This window comes from Cryptocyanus atlanticus LEGE 06306, assembly GCF_056633155.1.
Map to the genome: position 1 here is coordinate 79,101 of NZ_JBSJOZ010000005.1, position 20,758 is coordinate 99,858.

Below are 20,758 nucleotides of genomic sequence, written 5' to 3' on the forward strand. Positions count from 1 at the left end.
GATGGCCTACTGGTTGATGAAAAGCGAACCGGAGGTCTATGGGATTGACCATCTCCAACGGGAAGGGACGACCCTCTGGGACGGCATCCGGAATTACCAGGCCCGTAACTTCATGCGGGCCATGCAGCCGGGTGATCTGGCCTTCTTTTATCACTCCAACGCCAAACCCCCGGGCATCATCGGCCTGATGGAGGTGGTCGAGATCGGGATCACCGATCCCACCCAGTTTGATCCGGATTCCGCCTATTGCGATCCCGCCTCCCGGCGTGAGGCCCCCCGCTGGGACTGCGTCCGCCTCCGGTACCGGCGCACCTTTCCCCGGCTGCTCGCTCTCGACACCCTGCGTCAGACGTTCACGGAGGAGGAACTGGCGGTGGTGCGGCGGGGCAACCGACTGTCGATCTTGCCGGTGCCGGATGCCACCGCGGCGCGATTGGTCGCGCTGCTTGATCCGGCTCCGTGACGCCGGTCGGCCGGTCCCTCCCACCGCTGCCGATCCGCGCCTCCCTGGCCCAGGGCTGGGGGGCGTTTCGGCGCAGTCCGCAGGTGTTCATGGGGTTCACCCTGCTGGCGGGCGGACTCCAGCTGCTGGGCCAGCGGGTTCAGAACGGAGCCGTGGACGCCCTCGAGCAGGGCGAGGAGCCGATCACCCTCTGGCTGATCGTGGCCGCCCTGGGCCTGGCGCTCAGCCTGACGAGCGGTCTGTGGCTGTCCGTCGGCCTGGTGCGGGGGGGAGCGATGGCCCTTGAGGGTCGTCGACCCCGCTTCGCCGATCTGGCTCGCTGGGACGGAGCGGCCCTGCGGCGGTTGCTGGGGGTCGGCCTGCTGCTGCTGCTGGTGCTGCTTGTCACCCTGCTGCTGACGGGGCTGGCCGCCGGACTCGCCAGCCTGGTGCGACCCACACTCGGGCTGCTGCTCCTGCTGGCCGGCTCCGGAGTGGTGCTGTTCATCGCCGTGGCCCAGCTGTTCCATCTGCCGTTCACGGTGCTGGGGGAGCTGGGTCCCGTCGCCGCATTCCGGCTGGGTCAGAGCGTGGACGCCGCGGCCTGGTGGCGGCAGTTCGCTCTGGCGCTGCTGCTGGCTGCGATCCTCCTGCTGGGGGCGCTGATGCTGGGCCTGGGGCTGATCATCGCGGTGCCGTGGTCGGTCTGCAGCCTGGCGGCGGCCTACCGGCAGAGCCGCGACACGGGGGCCTGAGCCACCCTCAGACCAGGCCCGTTTCCCCGGTTCGCTGAAACATGTTGGTCACGTAGCAGCGGGTGATCGCCCGGCTCTGCAGCCCGTTCTGCACGAGGAAGCCGGCCAGGGCCGCCTGGAACAGGCGGTACTGGTCCCAGTTGGGATGGGCGTCAATGAAGGTGGCCATCGCGGCCAGCAGGGCCTCCGGCACATCGGCCCGCAGGCTCACCACCACCCCATCCGCGCTGGCGCCGGCCGGGGGGATGGGGTGGGTGGCTGCGACGTCCGCTGGGGTGGTGGCCGGGGCAGGGTCCATGGGCTGGGTCATCGGCTGGGAGGCCCAGTTCCCCACACCGGTCGGTCGGCGTCAAATCGGGGCGCCGCGGCCGGAACCAGGCTCTCCCACGCTGAGACTCCACGGCCGGCGGTCTCCGAAGCCAGGGTCGAGCACGCCCGGCCGTCCCCTTGAAGGCGTTGGGGGCCGGTGTCAAGGGGAGAACCTCGGTCCGTGCCGTTCTCCCCAGGCCCCAGCTCCTGGAACCGTTCGTGCCGGGGGGATCTGGGGAAAACCTGTGCAAAAGGTCGGTGCCGGTGGGGGGAGTCCGGGGAGGAGCGCCCTGATCAGCACTGCTGATTGCCGCCGCAGTCTGTCCTGGTCTCACCGCCGGGGCTCTCAGAAGGGGAGCCGGGTGAGCGCCGCCGCCAGTTCGGCGCTCGCCGCCTCGTCCCATCCGCCTTCGACGGCCCGCTGCCCCGGCGGCGGGGAGAGCACGAAGCGCAGCGCCCAGGTCCGCCGATCACCCTCCAGGCCCAGCCAGCACAGCTCCCGTTCCAGCTCCAGGCTGATGGACTCCCCAGGCAGCAACTGGTCGGCGATCGCCTCCAGCTGCTCCAGCAGGGTGGCCACGCCCGCCCTCAGGGCGACGGCTTCGGGCCCGCTCAGCTCGACCGCCCAGCCCGCCCCACCGATCAGCAGGGGAAAGGGCTGGCGTCCGGCCTCCCAGGCCAGCCGCCAGCCCTCTCCGTCCTCGGCGTAGCCGCCCGGCGTCATGGCAGCGCTCCCGGGGGCTGCCTGGGGCCCTCAGCCGGGAAGCAGGTCGGGCTGATCCTGCTCATCGCTGAGCTCGACGATGGCGCGCTGCACCGGCTTGATCATCGAATCCTCCAGCAGGCCATCGAAGTCATCGAACCGGCGCTGCTTGGCGCGGAACGCGATCCGCACGGTGGTGAGATAGCGGTTGCTCGACTGCCGGATCAGACTGTCGGCCCGCTGGGCCAGTTCCTTGGGATTCACGATCGCGCCTGTATACATAAGGACCTGTCCATCGCCCTGAGCCTAGGCGAGGCCGGCCGGCGTTCCGGCTGGCTGCGTACCCCGTCCCCGACTGCCGGCCCTGCCCATCCCCCGTTCCGCCGCATCCACGATGGTCACTCCCGGCACCCTGGCGATCGATCTGGGCAGCAGCACCACGGTGCTGGCCTTTCAGCCCGCCGAGGGCGGAGCCCCCCAGCTCGTGGCCGTCCCCCCCTACAGCTCCGGCGATCCCTGCGTGGTGCCGAGCCTGCTCTGGCTGGCGGATCCCGGCAGCGATCGTCCCCTGATCGGCCGCCAGGTGGTGGACGCCGGGCTGGCTGCGGTGCCCGGCCCCAGCCTCTGCCGTGACTTCAAGCGCCGGATCGGGGAAGACCAGCGCTGGGACCGCCGGACAGGCGGTTCCCCGGGGAACCGGGAGGCCCCCGCGCTACTCAGCCCCGAGCAGGCGGGCAGCCTGCTGTTGCGCCGTCTCTGGGACGACCTGCCGGCGGCGCTGGCCCCCACCCGGTTGGTGCTCACCGCGCCCATCGAGGGCTACCGGGGCTACCGGCAGTGGTTGCAGCAGCTGAGCGGCCATCTGCCGGTGGAGGAGGTGGCCCTGGTGGACGAACCCACCGCCGCCGCCATCGGTGCCGGCCTGCCGCCGGGCAGCAAGGTGCTGGTGGTGGATCTGGGCGGCGGCACCATCGATCTCTCCCTGGTGGCTCTCCAGGGGGGCGAAGGCCGTGCGGCTCCGATCGCCCAGTTGCTGCGCTTCGCCGGCCGTGATCTCGACAGCAGCCGTCAGGCGCTGCGCTGCGCTGAGGTGCTGGGCAAGGCGGGGGTGGCCCTCGGTGGCCGGGACATCGATCGCTGGATCGCCCAGGTGCTCGGCTCCGATCTGCCGGCGGAGGGGGCCCTGCTGGAGATCGCCGAACAGATCAAATGCACCCTGAGCCGGGAGGAGACCGCGATCGCGGTCTGGAGTGCGCCCGGGTTCGGCAGCCGGGAGCTGCGGCTGGACCGGGATCGCCTCGATGCCCTGCTGCGGGAGCGGGGTCTGCTGGATCTGCTCGACGACCTGCTGGAGCGGGTGCTGGCGTCCGCCCGCGCTCGGGGACTGGTCCTGGGCGACATCGACGCCATCCTGCCGGTGGGCGGCACCAGCCGGATGCCCCTGATCCGGCGCTGGCTCCAGGAGCGCCTCGGCACCGTGCCCCTGCGGGATCAGCGCCCCATCGAGGCCGTGGCCCTCGGTGCCCTGGCCCTTACCCCCGGCGTGCGTCTCCGGGATGTGCTCGCCCGGGGGGTCTCCCTGCGCTGCTGGGACCAACGCAGCGGCACCCATCGCTGGCATCCCCTCTTCCTGGCGGGCCAGAGCTGGCCCACCCAGCACCCACTCGACCTCGTGCTGGCCTGCAGCCGTGATGACCAGCGCCAGCTGGAATTCGTCCTGGGGGAACCCAGCGCGGAGGAACGCAGCGAAGTGGTGTTCGTCGATGGGCTTCCCCAGCTTCGGCGGCGGCCAGCGGGTGAGCCTCGGCTGGAGCCCTGGAGCCGGCAGCCGGCCGCCCTCGTTCTCGATCCTCCCGGGGAGAAGGGGCTGGACCGGCTGCGGCTGCGCTTCAGCATCGATGCCGACGGTCTGCTGCACCTGGAAGTGAAGGATCTGCTCACCCAGCAGACCACCCCCCCCCTTCCCCTGGGGCCGGTGCGCTGACCCGCTCCGCCCCCTGCTCCCGACCCCAGTGGACGCAGCCGGGGCTGCCCCCTGGCGACCCTTCCGGGCAAGGGTTCTCCATAGAACGGAGGGGACGCCCCGCACCCAACCCTTGGCCCTCCGCAGCCACAGGCTTCCCCGCTTCTGGCTGGCCCTGACCCTCGGACTGGTGGGGGCAGCCGCCGGTGGGGCCTGGTGGTGGGAATCCCAGTTGCCTGTGCGCCTGGAGAAAGCGGCCGATCAGGGTCGCTATGACGACTGCCTGCGCTACGCCGATCAACTGGAGGCCCTGCGGTGGATGAGTGGCCGCTCCCCCCGGGAGCAGGGCCGCTGCCGACGGCTGCGGGCAGAGCAGCTCTGGGAGTCCGCCCGCTATGGAGAAGCCCTCAAGCTGCAGCTCCTGCTGGTCAATTCGGCCGCAGTCTCCCCCGACGACCGCCTCCAGTTGCGGAGCTGGCAGGAGGATCTCCAGACCCGCGCCCTTGAGCGGTTCGAGGCTGGCGACCTGGAGGGAGCCCTGACGCTGCTGCGGCCCATGGGTGAGCACCAGCGGCCAGATGGCACGGCCCTGGGAGACAGTCTCCGCTCGTATTGGTCCAGGAACAAGCTCCAGCAGGAGCGGGCCGGCAAGCTGGTGGCCGAGCAGCGCTGGTGGGAGGCCCTCGACGCCCTCAACCGCATCGATCACCCCTGGTGGAAAGAGTCGTCGTCAGCCCTGCGGAAGCAGGTCGACACCGCGATCGCCGGACTGAGAAGCAAGGAGCAGGAGCACCACAGCCATGGCCAGGCCCTGCCGGACAGTGTGCCGATCGCGGCTCTCGACGCGGCTGTTCAGAAGCATCTCGCCGGTGGTCTCGATGAGTGGGAGGCCTTCAACAAGGCCTGCCTGGATCTGGGCGGGACCGTGGTCGAGGCCGGCCCGGAAACGACCTGCCGTCGTTGATACCGCTCCGTGACAGGATTGGGCCGTTCCAGGGATCGCCTCCATGAAGCCGGGAGAACAGGTGAGGGTCTGCCAGAGCGTGGTGGTGTACACCCACCCCGACCATCGCGGCCAGGCCTTCGATCTGCTCGGCGCGGAGGGAGAGATCTTTCAGGTGCTCGAGGACTGGAAGGGGCGGCCGATCAGTCCCACCCTGCCCGTCATTGTTCGCTTCGGTCGGTACCGCGCCCATTTCCGGGCCGATGAGCTTGAGCCCCTCCCCGGGGGCTGATCCCCTGCTTCAGGGGTCCCTGAGCAGATAGACCCCTTCCTCCCCGTCGATCTCCCGCAGGCACAGCTGAATCGACTCCTGGCGGCTGGTGGGCACCACCCGCCCGCAGAAATCGGGCTGGATCGGCAGTTCCCGGTGCCCCCGGTCCACCATCACCAGCAGGCGGACGGAGGCGGGTCGCCCCCAGGTGTGGAGGGCTTCCAGCGCCGCCCGCACCGTGCGACCCGTGAAGATCACATCATCGACGAGCACGATCCGGCGGCCCTCGATCATCGCCGGCAGATGGGTGGCGGCGACCAGGCGCGTGCCCACCCGCTCAAGGTCGTCTCGATGAAAGGTGGGGTCGAGGCTGCCCTGGTCGATTGGATGCCCGCAGCTGATCTCCACCTGATCGGCCAACACCCGGGCCAGGGCAACCCCCCGGGTGGGAATGCCCAGCAGAAGCAACTGCCGACTGTCGACGGCACTCTCCAGCACCTGGGAGGCCAGCCGCCGCAGGGTGCGGTTCAGCTCATGGCTGGAGAGGATCTCCAGCCGGTGGGGGCTGGAGGGTGAGACGGTTGGGGGCTCCACGCCGCACCCTGGCATCGGCTCCCCATGCTAAGGACGGGTTGCGGGGCTGACCTGTTCAGGAAAGCTGACGTGTCAGCACCGGTCAGAAGTGCATCCACCGACCGGGAGTAGCCTGCCCCAGGTGACCGTCAGCGGATCAATTCGAGAAACAGGGTGAACGAATTACCTGCCAACGGATCCGGAACCCTCACCCAGGGGCCTGTTCACGGCTCCCGGCAGTCGTCCGATTCCTTCGTCCCCCCAGTCGTTCTGGCCATTCTCGATGGTTGGGGGTACCGCGAGGAGGCTCAACACAACGCCATCCGCGCGGCCGTCACACCGGTGATGGATGCCCTCTGGCATGCCTATCCCCACACCCTGATTCAGGCCAGCGGCGGAGATGTGGGCCTGCCCGACGGCCAGATGGGGAACTCGGAGGTGGGCCATCTCACGATCGGTTCCGGCCGGATCATCCGCCAGGAGCTGGTGAGGATCGGCAAGGCGGTGCGGGACGGCAGCCTGGCGGCCAATCCGTCGCTCAACGCGCTCGCCGATCGCCTGCTGGCCGATGGCGGCACCCTGCATCTGCTGGGCCTCTGCTCCAACGGTGGCGTTCACAGCCATCTGGACCATCTGGGAGGTCTGCTCTCCTGGGCGGCCCGCCGCGGTCTGCGTGATGTCTGCATCCACGCCATCACCGATGGCCGTGACACCCCGCCCCAGAGCGCCATCGCCTTCATCGAGTGCATCGAGGCCCAGATCCAGGCGGCCGGAGTGGGCCGGATCAGCACCCTCAGCGGTCGTTACTGGGCGATGGACCGCGACAACCGGTGGGAGCGGACCGAAAAGGTGTACCACCTCCTCACCGAGGAGGCCGTGATGAGTCCGCTCACCGCCCGAGGGGCCATCGAAGCCGCCTATGCCGATGGTGTCAACGATGAATTCATCGAACCCGTGCGGCTGGCCCCCGGCGCCCTCAGGCCTGGGGATGGGCTGATCTGCTTCAATTTCCGCCCCGATCGGGTGCGTCAGCTGATCCGCTCGTTGGTGCTCGACAGCTGCGATGGATTTTCCCGCGAGCGGATCTCCCCCCTCCATCTGGTCACCTTCACCCAGTACGAGCCCGGTCTGCCCGTGCAGGTGGCCTTCCCGCCGGAATCTCTCGATGGGCTGCTGGGCCAGGTGGTCTCGGAGCAGGGGCTGCGCCAGCTCCGCACCGCCGAAACCGAGAAATACCCCCATGTCACCTATTTCCTCAACGGGGGCATCGAGCAGCCCTTCCCCGGCGAGGACCGTCATCTGGTCCCCTCTCCTCGGGTGGCCACCTACGACCAGTCTCCGGCCATGTCGGCGGAGCAGCTCACCGACAGTTGCATTGCCTCGATCAACAAGGGCATCTACGCCCTGGTGGTGATCAATTACGCCAACCCCGACATGGTCGGACACACCGGCCTGATGGACGCCACCACCCAGGCGATCGCCACGGTCGACCACTGCGTCGGCCGGCTGATGGAGGCCACCAACCGCCGGGGCGGCACCCTGCTGATCACGGCCGACCACGGCAATGCCGAGGTGATGAAGGGGGAGGACGGCCGCCCCTGGACGGCCCACACCACCAATCCGGTTCCGGTCATCCTGGTGGAGGGCGAGCAGCGCAAGATCGCCGGCCAGGGCTGCGATGTGCACCTCCGCGAGGGAGGCGGCCTCGCCGACATCGCCCCCACCCTGCTGGAGATCCTGGGCCTGCCCCAACCGACCAGCATGACGGGCCGGTCCCTGATCGATCCGGTGCCGGCTCCTCGACCCCACCAACCCTCCGTGCCCCAGGCCGTCCAGGCCTGAGCGCACGCGGGTGGGGCCGGCAGATCCGGTGGGCACCGGCGTTGGTTACGCTCAATCGATGGTCATCACGATTCTGTCCTGGCTCTGGTCCGCCGTCGGCATCCTGCTGATCGTGAGTGTTCTGCTCCACAGCCCGAAAGGGGACGGCATGGGTGGTCTGGCCAGCAGTGGCGGCTCGATGTTCAGCAGTGCCCGCAGCGCCGAAGCCACCCTCAACCGGGTCAGCTGGACCCTGCTGGGGCTCTTTCTCGGCCTGGCGGTCGTGCTGAGTGCCGGCTGGTTGCGCTGAAGGTCCAGGCACCAGCGCGTCCGGGCCGCTCGGCCATCTCCTTCCGCCCCTCCGCTCCCGTTCCGTGGATCCGATCAACCGCCGCGGCTTGCTCGCCACCCTCACCGCGCTGGTCCCGGCGCTGTGGGGAGCCTCCCGGGTTGAGGCCGCTGCCGCGGGCACGGATCCCCAGTGGCGCCTCAGTGAGGCCGAGTGGAAGACACGCCTGAGCCCGGCCGCCTTCGAGGTGCTGCGCCGTGACGGCACCGAGCGGCCCTTCAGCAGCCCCCTGAACGGAGAGAAGCGGAAGGGCACCTATCTCTGCGCCGGATGCCGGTTGCCGCTGTTCAGCTCCGCCGCCAAGTACGACAGCGGCACGGGCTGGCCAAGCTTCTGGACGCCCCTGCCCGACGTGATCCGCACCCGGCTGGACTTCAAGCTGCTGCTGCCCCGCACCGAGTACCACTGCCGTCGCTGTGGCGGGCACCAGGGCCATGTCTTTGACGATGGGCCGCGCCCCACCGGCAAGCGCTACTGCAACAACGGGGTGGCCCTCAGCTTCCGGCCCGACTGAGCCGACGAACGAACGGCCATGAAAAAAGGGAGTGGGGGCCGAAGCCACCACTCCCCCGTTCAGCGCCTGGCGCCGGGATCAGTAGTCGAAGTCGCCGCCCATGCCGCTGCCGCCGGCGGGAGCCGCTTCCTTCTTCTCGGGCAGGTCAGCCACGATGCACTCGGTGGTGAGCACCATGCCGGCGATCGAGGCGGCATTCTGCAGCCCCGAACGGGTCACCTTGGCGGGATCCACGATGCCGGCGGCCAGCATGTCGACATAGTCGCCGGTGGCGGCGTTGTAGCCCTCATTGAAGGGCATGCCCTTGACGTGCTCGGCCACGACGGCTCCGTTGACGCCGGCGTTCTCGGCGATCCGCTTGAGCGGAGCGGTGAGGGCGGAGGCCACGATGGTGGCGCCGATCAATTCCTCGCCGGAGAGGTTGGCCGCGGCCCACTCCTCGAGGGCGGGAGCCAGGTGGGCCAGGGTGGTGCCACCACCGGGAACGATGCCCTCCTCAACGGCCGCCTTGGTGGCGTTGATGGCATCTTCCAGGCGCAGCTTCTTGTCCTTCATCTCGGTCTCGGTGGCGGCGCCCACCTTGACCACGGCCACACCGCCGCTCAGCTTGGCCAGACGCTCCTGCAGCTTCTCCTTGTCATAGGAGGAGTCGGTTTCGTCCATCTGCTTGCGGATCTGCTCGCAGCGGGCCTTCACCGCCACCTCGTTGCCTTCGGCCACGATGGTGGTGGTGTCCTTGTTGATGGTGATGCGGCGGGAGGTGCCCAGCATCTCCAGCTTGGTGTTCTCCAGCTTGAGGCCGGCGTCCTCGGTGATCAGCTGACCGTTGGTGAGAACGGCGATGTCCTCGAGCATGGCCTTGCGGCGGTCACCGAAGCCGGGGGCCTTGACGGCGGCCACGTTGAGTACGCCGCGCAGGCGGTTCACCACCAGGGTGGCGAGGGCTTCCTTCTCGATGTCCTCAGCGATGATCAGCAGGGGCTTGCCGGTGCGGGCGATCTGCTCGAGCACGGGCACCAGGTCCTGCACCAGGCCGATCTTCTTATCGGTGAGCAGGATGTAGGGCTCTTCGAGCACCGCTTCCATCCGCTCGGTGTCGGTGGCGAAATAGGGCGAGATGTAGCCCTTGTCGAAGCGCATGCCCTCGGTGACCTCCAGTTCGGTGGTCATCGACTTCCCTTCTTCCAGGGAGATCACGCCCTCCTTGCCCACCTTGTCCATGGCGTCGGCGATCATCTGGCCCACTTCTTCGTCGTTGCCGGCGGAGATGGTGCCCACCTGGGCGATGGCGTTGGAGTCGGAGATCGGCTTGGCGTGCTCCTCGATCTTCTTGACGAGGAAGTCGGAGGCCTTGTCGATGCCCTTCTTGAGGGTGATGGCGTTGGCACCGGCGGCCACGTTGCGCAGACCCGCCTTGACCATGGCGTGGGCCAGGACGGTGGCGGTGGTGGTGCCGTCACCGGCGGCGTCGTTGGTCTTGGAGGCGGCCTGACGGATCAGGGCCACACCGGTGTTCTCGATGTGGTCCTCGAGTTCGATCTCCTTGGCGATCGTGACGCCGTCGTTGATGATCTGGGGGGCGCCGAATTTCTTCTCGAGCACCACGTTGCGGCCCTTGGGGCCGAGGGTGACGGCAACGGCTTCAGCCAGGATGTCGATGCCCTTTTCGAGGGCCCGACGGGCATTCTCGTTGTAGATGATGCGCTTGGCCATGGAAGGCGATGTCCTTACTTGAGGGGGTGAAGCTTGAGGCGGAGGCGAAAACCGGAATGGGTCCAGGATTGAGCCTGTTATCGGTGGAAAACGGGCTCCAGCGGAGGATCCCGATCAGTTGACGATGGCCAGGATGTCCTTCTCGGACAGGAGCACAAAGTCGTCACCACCGAGTTTGATGTCGGTGCCGGCGTACTTGCTGTAGAGAACCTTGTCGCCAACGCTCACTTCCGGAGCCTGGCGGGTTCCGTCGTCGCTGCGCTTGCCGGGGCCGACCTGCACGACCTCACCGACCTGGGGCTTTTCCTGGGCGGTATCGGGCAGGAAAATGCCACCGGCCGTTTTTTCGTCCGATTCGGACACCTTGATGAAAACGCGGTCTCCAAGGGGTTTGACCGTGGAGACGCTCAGAGATACAGCTGCCATGAATCCATTCAAGAGCGAACAGTGCGGCGCCGGAGACGCCTCGGAAACGACCGAGTTGGCACTCGTAGCCGCTGAGTGCCAAATTAGGGGGGCGGCCGACCGCGCCGCCATCCCCCGGCGGTGCGGTTGTCCGAACCGGCGCCGTCCCAGAGGGTCCGAAGCCGGGTACGCATGGCGCGGTTCAGGGCCGGCTCCGCCCGGGCGGTGGTAAGGTTGCGCCGCTTCTGGCGGGTGTGCCTCCCGCTCCGCGATCTTTCTCCTTACCTATGGCTGCTGCACCCGCCACCTCCGGAGTCACCACCGGCACCAAGGGCACCGTCCGCCAGGTGATCGGTCCTGTGCTGGACGTGGAATTTCCTGCCGGCAAGCTGCCGAGGATCTTCAATGCCCTGCGCATCGAGGGCCGCAACTCGGCCGGTCAGGACGTGGCCCTGACGGCGGAAGTGCAGCAACTTCTCGGTGACCACCGGGTGCGCGCCGTGGCCATGAGTAGCACCGACGGTCTGGTGCGCGGCATGGAAGCGCTTGACACCGGGGCCCCCATCTGCGTTCCCGTGGGTGAGGCCACCCTGGGTCGCATCTTCAACGTGCTCGGCGAGCCCGTTGACGAGCAGGGTCCGGTCTCCACTACCCTCACGTCGCCGATTCACCGCGAAGCTCCCAAGCTCACCGAGTTGGAAACCAAGCCCAAGGTGTTCGAAACGGGCATCAAGGTGATCGATCTGCTGGCCCCCTACCGCCAGGGCGGCAAGGTGGGCCTGTTTGGGGGTGCCGGCGTCGGTAAGACCGTGCTGATCCAGGAGCTGATCAACAACATCGCCAAGGAGCATGGTGGCGTATCCGTGTTCGGTGGCGTGGGGGAGCGCACCCGCGAGGGCAACGATCTCTACGAGGAATTCAAGGAGTCTGGAGTGATCAACTCCGACGACCTCTCCAAGTCGAAGGTGGCGCTCTGCTATGGCCAGATGAATGAGCCTCCCGGGGCCCGCATGCGGGTCGGCCTCTCGGCGCTCACCATGGCCGAACACTTCCGTGATGTGAACAAGCAGGACGTGCTGCTGTTCATTGACAACATCTTCCGCTTCGTGCAGGCCGGCTCCGAAGTGAGCGCCCTGCTGGGCCGCATGCCCTCCGCCGTGGGCTACCAGCCCACCCTCGGCACCGACGTGGGCGAACTGCAGGAACGCATCACCTCCACCCTGGAAGGTTCGATCACCTCCATCCAGGCGGTCTACGTTCCCGCTGACGATCTCACGGACCCAGCCCCCGCCACCACCTTTGCCCACCTCGACGCCACCACGGTGCTGAGCCGGGGTCTGGCCTCCAAGGGCATCTATCCAGCCGTCGATCCGCTGGACTCCACCAGCACCATGCTTCAGCCGGCTGTTGTGGGTGATGAGCACTACCGCACCGCCCGGGCCGTGCAGTCCACCCTGCAGCGTTACAAGGAACTTCAGGACATCATTGCGATTCTGGGTCTCGATGAACTCTCCGAAGATGACCGCCGCACCGTGGACCGGGCCCGCAAGATCGAGAAGTTCCTCTCCCAGCCCTTCTTCGTCGCTGAGATCTTCACCGGCCAGAGCGGCGAATACGTGAAACTGGAGGAGACCATCAAGGGGTTCAACATGATTCTGGCCGGTGAGCTTGATGACCTTCCCGAGCAGGCGTTCTATCTGGTCGGTACGGTTGACCAAGTGCGCGCCAAGGCTCAGAAGATCCTCTCTGAAGCCAAGGGTTGATGCCCCCGCTCCCACTCCCCGTGTCCTGAGGATTCGCCCCCATGACTCTCAACCTCCGCGTGCTCGCTCCGGATCAGAGCGTGTTCGACGGCCCAGCTGATGAAGTGATCCTCCCCAGCGCCTCCGGGCAGCTGGGCATCCTGACCGGCCATGTGTCCATGCTCACGGCCCTGGATGTGGGCGTGATGCGGCTCCGCGCCGGCAAGGACTGGAGCTCCATCGCCCTGATGGGTGGCTTTGCCGAAGTCGAAGCCGATGAGATCACCGTTCTGGTCAACGCTGCCGAACTCGGCACCAGCATCGATCCCGAGCGAGCCGCCCGGGATCTCGAAGCGGCGGAGCAGGTGGCGGCCGGCTTCGTCGGACAGCCGCCCAGCACCGAAAAGCTCCGAGCTCAGCAGATCCTGGCCCGGGCCCGGGCCCTTGTGCAGGCCAGCCGCACCGCCACAACCTAGCCCTACCCTGGGAAGCCCCTCCTGGCCCCCCGATGCGGTCGGAGGGGAGCGTCCACCGGAGCTCCTCCACTCCCTGCCAGGGATTCACGAAAAAGGCGCCCCCTGGGGAGCGCCTCTGGCTGAAACGGCTCGATGTGCGGAGGGGCCGGGGCCGTCCCGTGGGCAGGCCGGTCGTATCTCACTCTCAGGCGGTACCGCAGAAGGTCACGTCCGGAAACTTCAGTTTGGCTTCGTCCAGAGACTTGCCCTTGCCTTCCTCCTGCCAGTAGTTGATCACCTCGGTGGCCTTGTTGAGGATCTCCACCCGCTCGTTATCGGTGATCCAGGATTTCGCTTCCAGTTCACCCTTGAGCGTTTCCCAGGCATCTTCGCGTGGCCAGAAGAAGTAGGCTGAGAGGGGGCTGGGCCCCCCGCCAACGATCTGATCCACAGCGAGGGCGACGTTGTCGGGAAGCCAGAGGATCTTCAGCAGGAAACGCCCTTCATCCGCCTTGGGGGTGTGACCGGAGGGCACACCATCCTCATCGACCGTGGCCGTGGCCAGGGCGGCACTCGCTCCACGCAGCGCCGGACGGCCCTTGGTGGGACCGGCCTCAGACGCCGCGGGCGTGGCCTGCGCGGTCGGGGAGTCGGTTTCACTGGCGGTGCTCTCACCAGCAGAGGCGGCCTCGGCAGCTGGGGATGCGGCAGCGGCGGTCTCTGGGGCCGTCATGGATTCGGCGCTCAAGGCAGACAGACAAAGAAGTAACCTACCAGCCTCTGATCCAGCCCCCTCTGAAGCCCCGCGCGGTTCTGCTCTTCGACATTGACGGGGTGATTCGGGATGTGGCGGGCAGCTACCGCCGCGCCCTGGCCGAAACCGTGCATCATTACGCCGGCTGGGTCCCGGAGCCGAGCCAGATCGATGCCCTCAAGGGGGAGGGGCGCTGGAACAACGACTGGCAGGCGGCCCTGGAACTGCTGCGCCGGTGCGGCCACGCTCCTCTGCCGGGCTTCGACGAGCTGGTGGCCGTGTTCAGTGGCTTCTACTTCGGAGGAGACCCCCGGGGCGAGCCGGTCCACTGGCGGGGGTTCATCCGCAGTGAGCCCCTGCTGGTGGAGCCGGGCTTCTTTCAGGCCCTCACCGACGCCCGCATCGCCTGGGGATTCGTCAGTGGCGCTGAGCCTCCGTCCTGCCGCTACGTGCTCGGCCACCGCCTCGGGCTGCTCGATCCACCGCTGATCGCCATGGGCGACGCCCCCGACAAGCCGGATCCCAGCGGTCTGCTGCAGCTGGCCGCCGAGCTGGCCGGCGGCGCTCTCGGCCCCGCTGCGCCGCCGGTCGCCTACCTGGGGGACACCGTGGCCGACGTGCTGACCGTGGAGCAGGCCCGCCGCCGCCGGCCCGATCAGACCCTGCTCAGCCTCGCGGTGGCCCCGCCCCATCTCCAGGAGCCCCGCATGGGCCGGCAGCGCGACGCCTATGAAGCCGGCCTGAGGGCGGCCGGCGCCGATCGGGTGCTGGCCTCCACTGCCGAGCTGGAGCCCGGCTGGCTGCTGCCCTGGCTGGACACCTTCAGCGCTCCATCGCCACCGCCGCCTTGAGCGCCGGCGCACTCAGCACCTCATGACCAGCCGCCGTGACGGCCACGTCATCCTCGATGCGGATTCCGATGCCCTTCCAACCCTCCGCGATCTCCGGCTGTCCTTCGGGACGCGGCAGGCGATCGCTGACGTACAGACCCGGCTCCACGGTGAGCACCATGCCGGCTTCGAGCGGCTGGGGATGCTCGCCCAGCCGGTAGGCCCCCACGTCGTGGACGTCGAGCCCGAGCCAGTGGCCGGTGCGATGCATGTAGAGGTGCCGGTAGGCCCCCTGCTCGATCAGCTCCTCCGGTGAGCCCCGCAGCAGACCCAGCTCCACCAGCCCCTCCACCAGCACCCGCACCGCCACCCCATGGACCTGCTCGGCGTCGGCCCCCGGGCGCACCGCCTCGATCGCCGCCTCCTGGGCCGCCAGCACCAGGTCGTAGAGGGCACGCTGCTCGGCAGTGAACCGGCCGCTGATCGGAAAGGTGCGGGTGATGTCGCCGTTGTAGTAGTCGCGCAGGCTGCAGCCGGCATCGATCAGCAGCAGATCGCCCTCCCGCAGCAGTGCGTCGTTGCCGGTGTAATGGAGCACGCAGGCGTTGTCCCCACCGGCCACGATCGATCCGTAGGCCGGGCCGCGGGCTCCCTGCTCGAGAAAATGCTGCTCAATCACCGCCTGGATCTGCCGTTCGTTCAGTCCCGGCCGCACCACCTGCCGGGCCAGTTCGTGGGCCTCGGCCGAGATCCGCGCCGCCTCCCGCATCCGCTCCAGTTCCGCCGCGCTCTTGCGCAGCCGCAGCCCGTGCAGGATCGGGCAGGGGGCGACCAGCGCCTGGGCGGCCTGGCCACTGCGGGGTGCCCGCTCCAGCTGCCGGGTCCAGGCCTGCAGCACGAGCGGTTCCACCCTCGGGTCCCGACCGATCCGGAAGGCGATGCCCTCGGCCCCGCTGAGGTAATCGTCGAGGTGTTCGGCCAGCTCGGCGCGGGGATGGGCCAGATCGGCGCCGAACTGCTCCACAGCCCCTTCGCAGCCCCAGCGGAACCCGTTCCAGACCTCCGCGGCCGGGTCCCTGGGCTCCACGAACAGCACGAAGGGATGGTCGGGGCAGTGGGGCAGGAACAGGGCCACCGCCCCCGGCTCGTCGAAGCCGGTGAGATACCAGAAATCACTCTGCTGGCGAAAGGGATGGTCCACATCGGCGTGGTGCCGTACCAGCGGGGCGGCCGGAATCACGGCGGCCAGTCCGCCGAGCCGTTCCAGGAAGCGGGCCCGACGCTGGTGGAATTCGGCGGGGGGGATCAGCATGGATCGGACGCCACTACAGCGAGAAGATGGCACACCCCTTTGAATGACCGTGTTCCCATGACGCGAACGCCCGCGGGTCGGCGGCGATGAATGAACTCCTGGGTCTGCTGGCCCTGGTGGTGGTGATTCTGATCGGATCGGCGCTCTGCTCCGGCGTGGAGGCCGCCCTGCTCACGGTCAATCCGTTGCGGGTGCATGAGCTGGCGAACCGCCCGCGCCGGGTGCGCGGGGCCAAGGCGCTGCTGGCCCTGAAGACCCGCATGGGCCGCGCCCTGGCCGTGCTGGTGATCCTCAACAACGGCTTCAACATCTTCGGCAGCCTGATGCTGGGGAGCTACTCCGGCTGGGTATTCTCCCGGCTGGGGGTCGAACGGGTCGCCCTGCCACTGTTCTCGGTGGCCCTCACCGTGCTGGTGATCCTGCTCGGGGAGATTCTGCCCAAGGCGATCGGCAGCCGGATGGCGTTGCCCGTCTCCCTCACCAGCGCCGCCCCGGTCAGCCTGCTGTTGCGGCTGATGCTGCCCCTGGTGCTGCTGCTCGAGCGGCTGATGCCGGCGATCACGGCCGAGAGCGAACTCACCACCGACGAGGAGGAGATCCGCCTGCTGGCCCGGCTGGGGTCCCGAACCGGGCAGATCGAGGCCGACGAGGCCGCCATGATCGGCAAGGTCTTCCAGCTCAACGATCTCACCGCCCGGGATCTGATGGTGCCGCGGGTGGCGGCACCCACCCTCGCGGCCCATGCCCCCCTGGCCAGCGTCCGCGATCAGCTGCTCACCAACGCCGCCGGCTGGTGGGTGGTGCTGGGGGAAGAGGTGGATGAGGTGCTGGGGGTGGCCAGCCGCGAAACCCTGCTGGTGGCGCTGGTGGAGGGTCGCGGTGAGGACACGGCGCTCCATCTCACCGAACCCGTGGAGTTCGTGCCGGAGATGATCCGGGCCGACCGCCTGCTGACCGCCTTTCGCCGCAGCAGCCATTCCGTTCGGGTGGTGGTCGATGAGTTCGGCGCGTTCGTGGGTCTGATCGGTGCCGACGCCGTGCTGGCCGTGCTGGCGGGCTGGTGGCGGCGACCTCAGCCCGCCGGAGAGGGTCCCCCATGACGGCAGTCCGCGTGCCCTCGACGCCTCCCTCCGCCCCCCTCCGGCCCGCTCCGGGGGCCCTGGAGCGCAGCGAAGAGCTGCTGGCCCGCTGGCGCGCCGAGCTCGTGCTCGGCGCCCGGGAGCGGGCCAGCCTGGCTCCGGAGCTGGCCGGCCTTGATCGCCAGTTGGAGCGCCTGGGTCAGCGTTGCCTGCAGGTCGCCGTCTTCGGGCGGGTGGGGGTCGGCAAGTCCAGCCTGCTCAATGCCCTCCTCGGCGAGGAACGTTTCGCCACCGACGTGGCCCACGGCTCCACCCGGCGGCAGCAGCGGGAGCGCTGGAGCACGCCCGTGCACGGCCTGGCCCGGGTGGAGCTGATCGACACTCCCGGCATCGACGAGGTGGCGGCGCCGGCCCGGCAGCGGCTGGCGGCGCGGCTGGCCCTGGGTGCCGATCTGGTGCTGTTCGTGCTCGACGGGGATCTCACCAGCCCGGAGGCCGAGGCCCTCGACCTGCTGCTCGACCGCGGCACTCCCCTGCTGCTCGTGCTCAACCGCATCGATGGCTGGCCGATCGAGGAACGGGAGGGTCTGCTGGAGAGCCTGCGTCGCCGCCTGTCGGTTCCGGCGCGGCGGCTCGAGCTGATCGCGGTGGCGGCAGCGCCGCGCCGGGCCGCGCTGCGTCCCGATGGCCGGGTGCGCAGCCTGGTTCAGCCGGCGGAGATCGAGCCGCTGCGGACCCGGCTGCTGAGCTTGCTGGAGCAGCAGGGACCCCTGCTGCTGGCCCTGAGCAGCCTGCGGGCCGGTGATCGCTTCGGCCGCCGCCTCTCGGAATGGCGGCTGGCGCGAAACCGCCGCGAAGCCCAGACCCTGATCGGTCGCTTTGCCGCCCTCAAAGCCACCGGCGTGGCGGCCAATCCGCTGATCCTGCTCGATCTGGCCGGCGGGCTTGCCTGCGACACGGCGCTGGTCCTGCGGTTGTGTGAGCTCTATGGCCTGCCGATGAGCGGTCCCCAGGCCCGTCGTCTGCTGAGCCGTCTCTCCGGCCAGAACGCCCTGCTCGGCGGCGCCCAGCTGGGTCTCCAGCTGCTGCTCGGGGCGATCCGTCAGCTGCTGCTGCTGGCGGCTCCGGCCACCGCCGGCCTTTCGCTGGCGCCGGCGGCGCCGGTGGCGCTGGCGCAGGCCGCCCTCGCGGTCCACAGCACACGTCACACCGGCCGTCTGGCGGCGGCCACCCTGCTGGAGGGTGCCCGGCGGGGCCGGGCCCGACCCGCTGCCCTGCTGCGGCGACTGGCCCGCCAGGATCCCCAGGCGGGGCAGTGGCTCGAACCCTGGGTCGCCCAGGCGGGCGAGGCGGCGTCCCGGAACCTGCTGCCGTGAGTGAGGCCAGCGTCGCCCCAGCCGAGGTCGCCCTGTTCGGCACCAGCGCCGATCCCCCCACCAAGGGCCACCGGACCCTCCTGGAAGCCCTGGCCCGCCGCTACCCCCAGGTGCGGACCTGGGCCAGCGACAATCCGTTCAAACGGCACGGCGCTCCGCTGGCGGTGCGGGCCGCCCTGCTGCAGGCGGTGGTCGACCATCTCGATCTGCCCCAGCTGCGGCTCGATCAGAGCCTGAGCAGTCCGCGCAGCCTCGAGACGCTTGAACGGGCGGCCCAGCGGTGGCCGGGCGCGGAGCTGGTCTTCGTGCTGGGCAGCGACCTGCTGCCCCAGATCCGGCGCTGGTACGGCTCCGATGAGATCCTGCGGCGCTGCCGGCTGGCGGTGGTGCCGCGGCTGGGCTGGCCCCTGGAGGCCCTGCAGCTGGAGGAGCTGCGCGACCGGGGCGGGCGCGTCGAGGTGCTGCCCTTGCAGATTCCAGCCGCCGCCAGCTCCGCGATCCGCTGTCACCCCGACCCGGAGCTGGTGCCGCCGGAGCTCTGGCCGGTGCTGCTGGAGCACAATCTCTACGGACTGCGCTCCAGCCAGGCCCATCCCCGACCGCCGCGCTGATGCGTCTCGCCCTCGCCCAGATCAATCCGCTGGTGGGGGATCTTCGCGGCAACGCCCGGGTGTTGCTGGAGCAGTGCCGCCAGGGGGCTGAGCAGGGCGCATCGCTGGTGCTGAGCCCCGAGCTCTCGCTCTGGGGCTATCCCCCCCGGGATCTGCTGCTGCGCCCGTCCCTGCTCCAGGAGCAGGAGCGGGTGCTCGACGCGCTCGCCAGCCACCTGAACGCGTTGGCGGCCGATCGGGCCGAGGGCCTCGCCCTGCTGGTGGGTGTGGCCGAACCGATGGCCCGAACGGCCGCGGTGCCGGCGCTCCACAACGCCGTCGCGCTGGTGGAGGGGGGACGCTGGCGAGTTGTGGCCCGCAAGCGTCTGCTGCCCAGCTACGACGTGTTCGATGAACGGCGTTACTTCCAGCCCGCCGAGGCCCCCTGCCTGCTGGAGCTGGAGCGTGAAGGCCGGCCCTGGAGGCTGGGGCTCACCATCTGTGAGGACCTCTGGGTGGAGGAGAGCCTGCAGGGCCACCGCCTGCTCGGCCCCGATCCGATCGCCGAGCTGCTCCCCGATCGTCCCGATCTGCTGATCAACCTCTCGGCCTCCCCCTTCGTCCAGGGCAAGCCCCTGCTGCGGCGGCGGCTGGCCATCGCCGCAGCCGCTCGGCTGGGCTGCCCGGTGGTCTATGTCAACCAGGTGGGCGGTGACGACGAGCTCGTCTTCGACGGCGCCAGTTTCGTGATCGATGCCACCGGTCGCTGGTGCCTCCAGCTTCCCTGCGCCGAGACCGCCCTGGTCGTGTGGGACCTGCCGCCTCGCCCCGGCGCAATCCAGGCGGGCGCCCCGGTTGCCCCGGCCCCGGTCGTCGCTCCGGCCGCCGTGGCACGGCTGGCCGATCCCGACCCCCTTGAGCAGCTGTTCAAGGTGCTGGTGCTGGGGGTGCGCGACTACGCCGGCAAGTGCGGCTTCCAGCGGGCCCTGCTGGGCCTCAGCGGTGGAATCGACTCGGCCCTGGTGGCCGTGCTGGCCGCGGCCGCCCTGGGCCCTGATCGGGTGCACGCCCTGCTGATGCCCTCCCCCTACAGCTCGGACGGATCCCGCCTGGACGCCCTGGAACTGGCCGATCGTCTCGGCCTCAGCCACGAGCTGGTGCCGATCGCCCCGCTGATGGCGGCCTTCGATCAGGCGCTGGCGGGTCCGCTCGGGGGCGGGGCCCGGGGGGTCACCGCCGAGAATCTGCAATCGCGGATCCGGGGCACCCTGCTGATGGCGCTCGCCAATGCCCAGGGCCGGCTGTTGCTCTCCACCGGCAACAAGTCGGAGCTGGCGGTGGGCTACTGCACCCTCTACGGGGACATGAACGGCGGCCTGGCCGTGATCGGTGATCTCTACAAGAGCACGGTCTTCCGTCTCTGCGACTGGCTCGATTCCACTGCCGCCATCGCCTGCCGCAGGGCCTTCGCCCTGCCGGCCTCCGGCGCCTTGATCGGCGCTGCGATCCGGGGCAAACCCCCCAGCGCCGAGCTGCGGCCCGATCAGCGTGATTCCGATTCCCTGCCCGACTACGCCGTGCTCGACCCGCTCCTGAGGGCGTTCATCGAGGAGTTGCGCAGCCCCGAAGAGATGATCGCCGCCGGAGCCGATGCCGCCCTGACCAAGCGGGTTCACGGCCTGCTGCGGCGGGCTGAATTCAAGCGGCGTCAGGCGGCTCCGGCGCTGAAGGTCAGCGGACGGGCCTTCGGGGGGGGCTGGCGCATGCCGATCGCCGCCAGCCCCAGCTGAGCGAGCCGGACCGCCCGGTGACGGGGATCACTCCCGATTCCACATCGAAACCTGGCGTTCGGCCGGCGC

The 20,758-nt window shown here is 69.2% G+C and carries 23 protein-coding genes; 15 read left to right on the top strand and 8 right to left on the bottom strand.

What is annotated here, in order from left to right; translation table 11 throughout:
* The first annotated feature begins 1 nt into the window (after position 1).
* Positions 2-463, top strand: a complete 462-nt coding sequence (locus ACWJI7_RS07255; protein WP_479936619.1) for an EVE domain-containing protein — start codon at positions 2-4, stop codon at positions 461-463.
* A complete protein-coding gene (locus tag ACWJI7_RS07260; RefSeq protein ID WP_479936621.1) occupies positions 460-1,197 on the top strand; it encodes a hypothetical protein in 738 nt (245 codons plus the stop codon). Before ACWJI7_RS07255 ends, ACWJI7_RS07260 begins: the two co-directional genes overlap by 4 nt.
* Before the next feature lie 7 nt (positions 1,198-1,204).
* On the opposite strand, the gene ACWJI7_RS07265 is transcribed toward ACWJI7_RS07260, so the two are convergent.
* The 3 genes from ACWJI7_RS07265 to ACWJI7_RS07275 all read right to left on the bottom strand — a co-directional run bounded on the left by ACWJI7_RS07265 (position 1,205) and on the right by ACWJI7_RS07275 (position 2,491).
* A complete protein-coding gene (locus ACWJI7_RS07265) occupies positions 1,205-1,495 on the bottom strand; it encodes a DUF2811 domain-containing protein (RefSeq protein WP_479936623.1) in 291 nt (96 codons plus the stop codon).
* Between the two features lie 357 nt (positions 1,496-1,852).
* The gene (locus ACWJI7_RS07270) at positions 1,853-2,230 is read right to left on the bottom strand and encodes a DUF1818 family protein (RefSeq protein ID WP_479936625.1); all 378 of its coding nucleotides are present in this window, start codon (positions 2,228-2,230) and stop codon (positions 1,853-1,855) included.
* 30 nt (positions 2,231-2,260) lie between these two features.
* The gene (locus tag ACWJI7_RS07275; protein ID WP_479936626.1) at positions 2,261-2,491 is read right to left on the bottom strand and encodes a DNA-directed RNA polymerase subunit omega; all 231 of its coding nucleotides are present in this window, start codon (positions 2,489-2,491) and stop codon (positions 2,261-2,263) included.
* Between the two features lie 112 nt (positions 2,492-2,603).
* On the opposite strand from ACWJI7_RS07275, the gene ACWJI7_RS07280 reads away from it, so the two are divergent.
* The 3 genes from ACWJI7_RS07280 (at position 2,604) to ACWJI7_RS07290 (ending at position 5,407) form a co-directional block, all read left to right on the top strand.
* On the top strand, positions 2,604-4,193 hold the full coding sequence (locus ACWJI7_RS07280) for an Hsp70 family protein (protein WP_479936628.1): 1,590 nt from the start codon (positions 2,604-2,606) through the stop codon (positions 4,191-4,193).
* Positions 4,194-4,305: 112 nt separating this feature from the next.
* Entirely contained in the window at positions 4,306-5,136 is an 831-nt protein-coding gene (locus ACWJI7_RS07285) for a hypothetical protein (protein WP_479936630.1), read from the top strand.
* 43 nt (positions 5,137-5,179) lie between these two features.
* Complete coding sequence (locus tag ACWJI7_RS07290) at positions 5,180-5,407, top strand: ferredoxin-thioredoxin reductase variable chain (protein WP_479936631.1); 228 nt, start codon at positions 5,180-5,182, stop codon at positions 5,405-5,407.
* A 9-nt stretch (positions 5,408-5,416) separates the two neighbouring features.
* On the opposite strand, the gene pyrR is transcribed toward ACWJI7_RS07290, so the two are convergent.
* On the bottom strand, positions 5,417-5,980 hold the full coding sequence (gene pyrR, locus ACWJI7_RS07295) for a bifunctional pyr operon transcriptional regulator/uracil phosphoribosyltransferase PyrR (protein WP_479936632.1): 564 nt from the start codon (positions 5,978-5,980) through the stop codon (positions 5,417-5,419).
* A 249-nt stretch (positions 5,981-6,229) separates the two neighbouring features.
* Here pyrR and gpmI point away from each other — a divergent pair, with 249 nt between their 5' ends.
* The 3 genes from gpmI (at position 6,230) to msrB (ending at position 8,643) form a co-directional block, all read left to right on the top strand.
* Positions 6,230-7,801 carry a 2,3-bisphosphoglycerate-independent phosphoglycerate mutase gene (gene gpmI / locus ACWJI7_RS07300; protein WP_479936911.1) on the top strand — a complete coding sequence of 524 codons (1,572 nt, stop codon included), beginning with the start codon at positions 6,230-6,232 and terminating at the stop codon, positions 7,799-7,801.
* 58 nt (positions 7,802-7,859) lie between these two features.
* A complete protein-coding gene (gene secG / locus ACWJI7_RS07305; protein WP_479936634.1) occupies positions 7,860-8,090 on the top strand; it encodes a preprotein translocase subunit SecG in 231 nt (76 codons plus the stop codon).
* A gap of 73 nt (positions 8,091-8,163) precedes the next feature.
* A complete protein-coding gene (gene msrB / locus ACWJI7_RS07310) occupies positions 8,164-8,643 on the top strand; it encodes a peptide-methionine (R)-S-oxide reductase MsrB (protein ID WP_479936913.1) in 480 nt (159 codons plus the stop codon).
* A 78-nt stretch (positions 8,644-8,721) separates the two neighbouring features.
* On the opposite strand, the gene groL is transcribed toward msrB, so the two are convergent.
* Together groL and groES are read right to left on the bottom strand one after the other, a co-directional pair.
* Positions 8,722-10,356 (bottom strand): chaperonin GroEL, encoded by a 1,635-nt coding sequence (gene groL / locus ACWJI7_RS07315; RefSeq protein WP_479936636.1) that lies wholly within the window; start codon positions 10,354-10,356, stop codon positions 8,722-8,724.
* A 114-nt stretch (positions 10,357-10,470) separates the two neighbouring features.
* On the bottom strand, positions 10,471-10,782 hold the full coding sequence (groES, locus tag ACWJI7_RS07320) for a co-chaperone GroES (protein ID WP_479936638.1): 312 nt from the start codon (positions 10,780-10,782) through the stop codon (positions 10,471-10,473).
* A gap of 266 nt (positions 10,783-11,048) precedes the next feature.
* On the opposite strand from groES, the gene atpD reads away from it, so the two are divergent.
* Positions 11,049-12,524, top strand: coding sequence for a F0F1 ATP synthase subunit beta (atpD, locus tag ACWJI7_RS07325; protein ID WP_479936640.1), 1,476 nt, complete (start codon positions 11,049-11,051; stop codon positions 12,522-12,524).
* Between the two features lie 41 nt (positions 12,525-12,565).
* A complete protein-coding gene (atpC, locus tag ACWJI7_RS07330; protein WP_479936642.1) occupies positions 12,566-12,979 on the top strand; it encodes an ATP synthase F1 subunit epsilon in 414 nt (137 codons plus the stop codon).
* 184 nt (positions 12,980-13,163) lie between these two features.
* On the opposite strand, the gene ACWJI7_RS07335 is transcribed toward atpC, so the two are convergent.
* Entirely contained in the window at positions 13,164-13,706 is a 543-nt protein-coding gene (locus ACWJI7_RS07335) for a 30S ribosomal protein PSRP-3 (RefSeq protein ID WP_479936643.1), read from the bottom strand.
* An 86-nt stretch (positions 13,707-13,792) separates the two neighbouring features.
* Here ACWJI7_RS07335 and ACWJI7_RS07340 point away from each other — a divergent pair, with 86 nt between their 5' ends.
* Positions 13,793-14,563, top strand: a complete 771-nt coding sequence (locus ACWJI7_RS07340) for a TIGR01548 family HAD-type hydrolase (RefSeq protein ID WP_479936645.1) — start codon at positions 13,793-13,795, stop codon at positions 14,561-14,563.
* On the opposite strand, the gene ACWJI7_RS07345 is transcribed toward ACWJI7_RS07340, so the two are convergent.
* Positions 14,535-15,854 carry an aminopeptidase P N-terminal domain-containing protein gene (locus ACWJI7_RS07345; RefSeq protein WP_479936648.1) on the bottom strand — a complete coding sequence of 440 codons (1,320 nt, stop codon included), beginning with the start codon at positions 15,852-15,854 and terminating at the stop codon, positions 14,535-14,537. The two genes, ACWJI7_RS07340 and ACWJI7_RS07345, sit on opposite strands and share 29 nt — an antisense overlap.
* Positions 15,855-15,940: 86 nt before the next feature.
* On the opposite strand from ACWJI7_RS07345, the gene ACWJI7_RS07350 reads away from it, so the two are divergent.
* Genes ACWJI7_RS07350 through ACWJI7_RS07365 form a run of 4 tightly spaced genes read left to right on the top strand, consistent with a single transcriptional unit; the run spans position 15,941 to position 20,689 of the window.
* The gene (locus tag ACWJI7_RS07350; RefSeq protein WP_479936650.1) at positions 15,941-16,954 is read left to right on the top strand and encodes a CNNM domain-containing protein; all 1,014 of its coding nucleotides are present in this window, start codon (positions 15,941-15,943) and stop codon (positions 16,952-16,954) included.
* On the top strand, positions 16,951-18,309 hold the full coding sequence (locus ACWJI7_RS07355) for a GTP-binding protein (RefSeq protein WP_479936652.1): 1,359 nt from the start codon (positions 16,951-16,953) through the stop codon (positions 18,307-18,309). The genes ACWJI7_RS07350 and ACWJI7_RS07355 overlap by 4 nt, the downstream gene beginning before the upstream one ends.
* Entirely contained in the window at positions 18,306-18,920 is a 615-nt protein-coding gene (locus ACWJI7_RS07360) for a nicotinate-nucleotide adenylyltransferase (RefSeq protein ID WP_479936654.1), read from the top strand. The genes ACWJI7_RS07355 and ACWJI7_RS07360 overlap by 4 nt, the downstream gene beginning before the upstream one ends.
* Entirely contained in the window at positions 18,920-20,689 is a 1,770-nt protein-coding gene (locus ACWJI7_RS07365; protein ID WP_479936656.1) for an NAD+ synthase, read from the top strand. Before ACWJI7_RS07360 ends, ACWJI7_RS07365 begins: the two co-directional genes overlap by 1 nt.
* Positions 20,690-20,758 lie beyond the last annotated feature (69 nt).

Bases quoted from the DNA above. Each gene is read 5' to 3' on its own strand.
- ACWJI7_RS07255 (WP_479936619.1), top strand. From the start codon at position 2: ATGGCCTACTGGTTGATGAAAAGCGAACCGGAGGTCTATGGGATTGAC.
- ACWJI7_RS07265 (WP_479936623.1), bottom strand. From the start codon at position 1,495: ATGGACCCTGCCCCGGCCACCACCCCAGCGGACGTCGCAGCCACCCAC.
- ACWJI7_RS07270 (WP_479936625.1), bottom strand. From the start codon at position 2,230: ATGACGCCGGGCGGCTACGCCGAGGACGGAGAGGGCTGGCGGCTGGCC.
- ACWJI7_RS07275 (WP_479936626.1), bottom strand. From the start codon at position 2,491: ATGTATACAGGCGCGATCGTGAATCCCAAGGAACTGGCCCAGCGGGCC.
- ACWJI7_RS07280 (WP_479936628.1), top strand. From the start codon at position 2,604: ATGGTCACTCCCGGCACCCTGGCGATCGATCTGGGCAGCAGCACCACG.
- ACWJI7_RS07290 (WP_479936631.1), top strand. From the start codon at position 5,180: ATGAAGCCGGGAGAACAGGTGAGGGTCTGCCAGAGCGTGGTGGTGTAC.
- secG (WP_479936634.1), top strand. From the start codon at position 7,860: ATGGTCATCACGATTCTGTCCTGGCTCTGGTCCGCCGTCGGCATCCTG.
- groL (WP_479936636.1), bottom strand. From the start codon at position 10,356: ATGGCCAAGCGCATCATCTACAACGAGAATGCCCGTCGGGCCCTCGAA.
- groES (WP_479936638.1), bottom strand. From the start codon at position 10,782: ATGGCAGCTGTATCTCTGAGCGTCTCCACGGTCAAACCCCTTGGAGAC.
- atpD (WP_479936640.1), top strand. From the start codon at position 11,049: ATGGCTGCTGCACCCGCCACCTCCGGAGTCACCACCGGCACCAAGGGC.
- atpC (WP_479936642.1), top strand. From the start codon at position 12,566: ATGACTCTCAACCTCCGCGTGCTCGCTCCGGATCAGAGCGTGTTCGAC.
- ACWJI7_RS07345 (WP_479936648.1), bottom strand. From the start codon at position 15,854: ATGCTGATCCCCCCCGCCGAATTCCACCAGCGTCGGGCCCGCTTCCTG.
- ACWJI7_RS07350 (WP_479936650.1), top strand. From the start codon at position 15,941: ATGAATGAACTCCTGGGTCTGCTGGCCCTGGTGGTGGTGATTCTGATC.
- ACWJI7_RS07355 (WP_479936652.1), top strand. From the start codon at position 16,951: ATGACGGCAGTCCGCGTGCCCTCGACGCCTCCCTCCGCCCCCCTCCGG.
- ACWJI7_RS07365 (WP_479936656.1), top strand. From the start codon at position 18,920: ATGCGTCTCGCCCTCGCCCAGATCAATCCGCTGGTGGGGGATCTTCGC.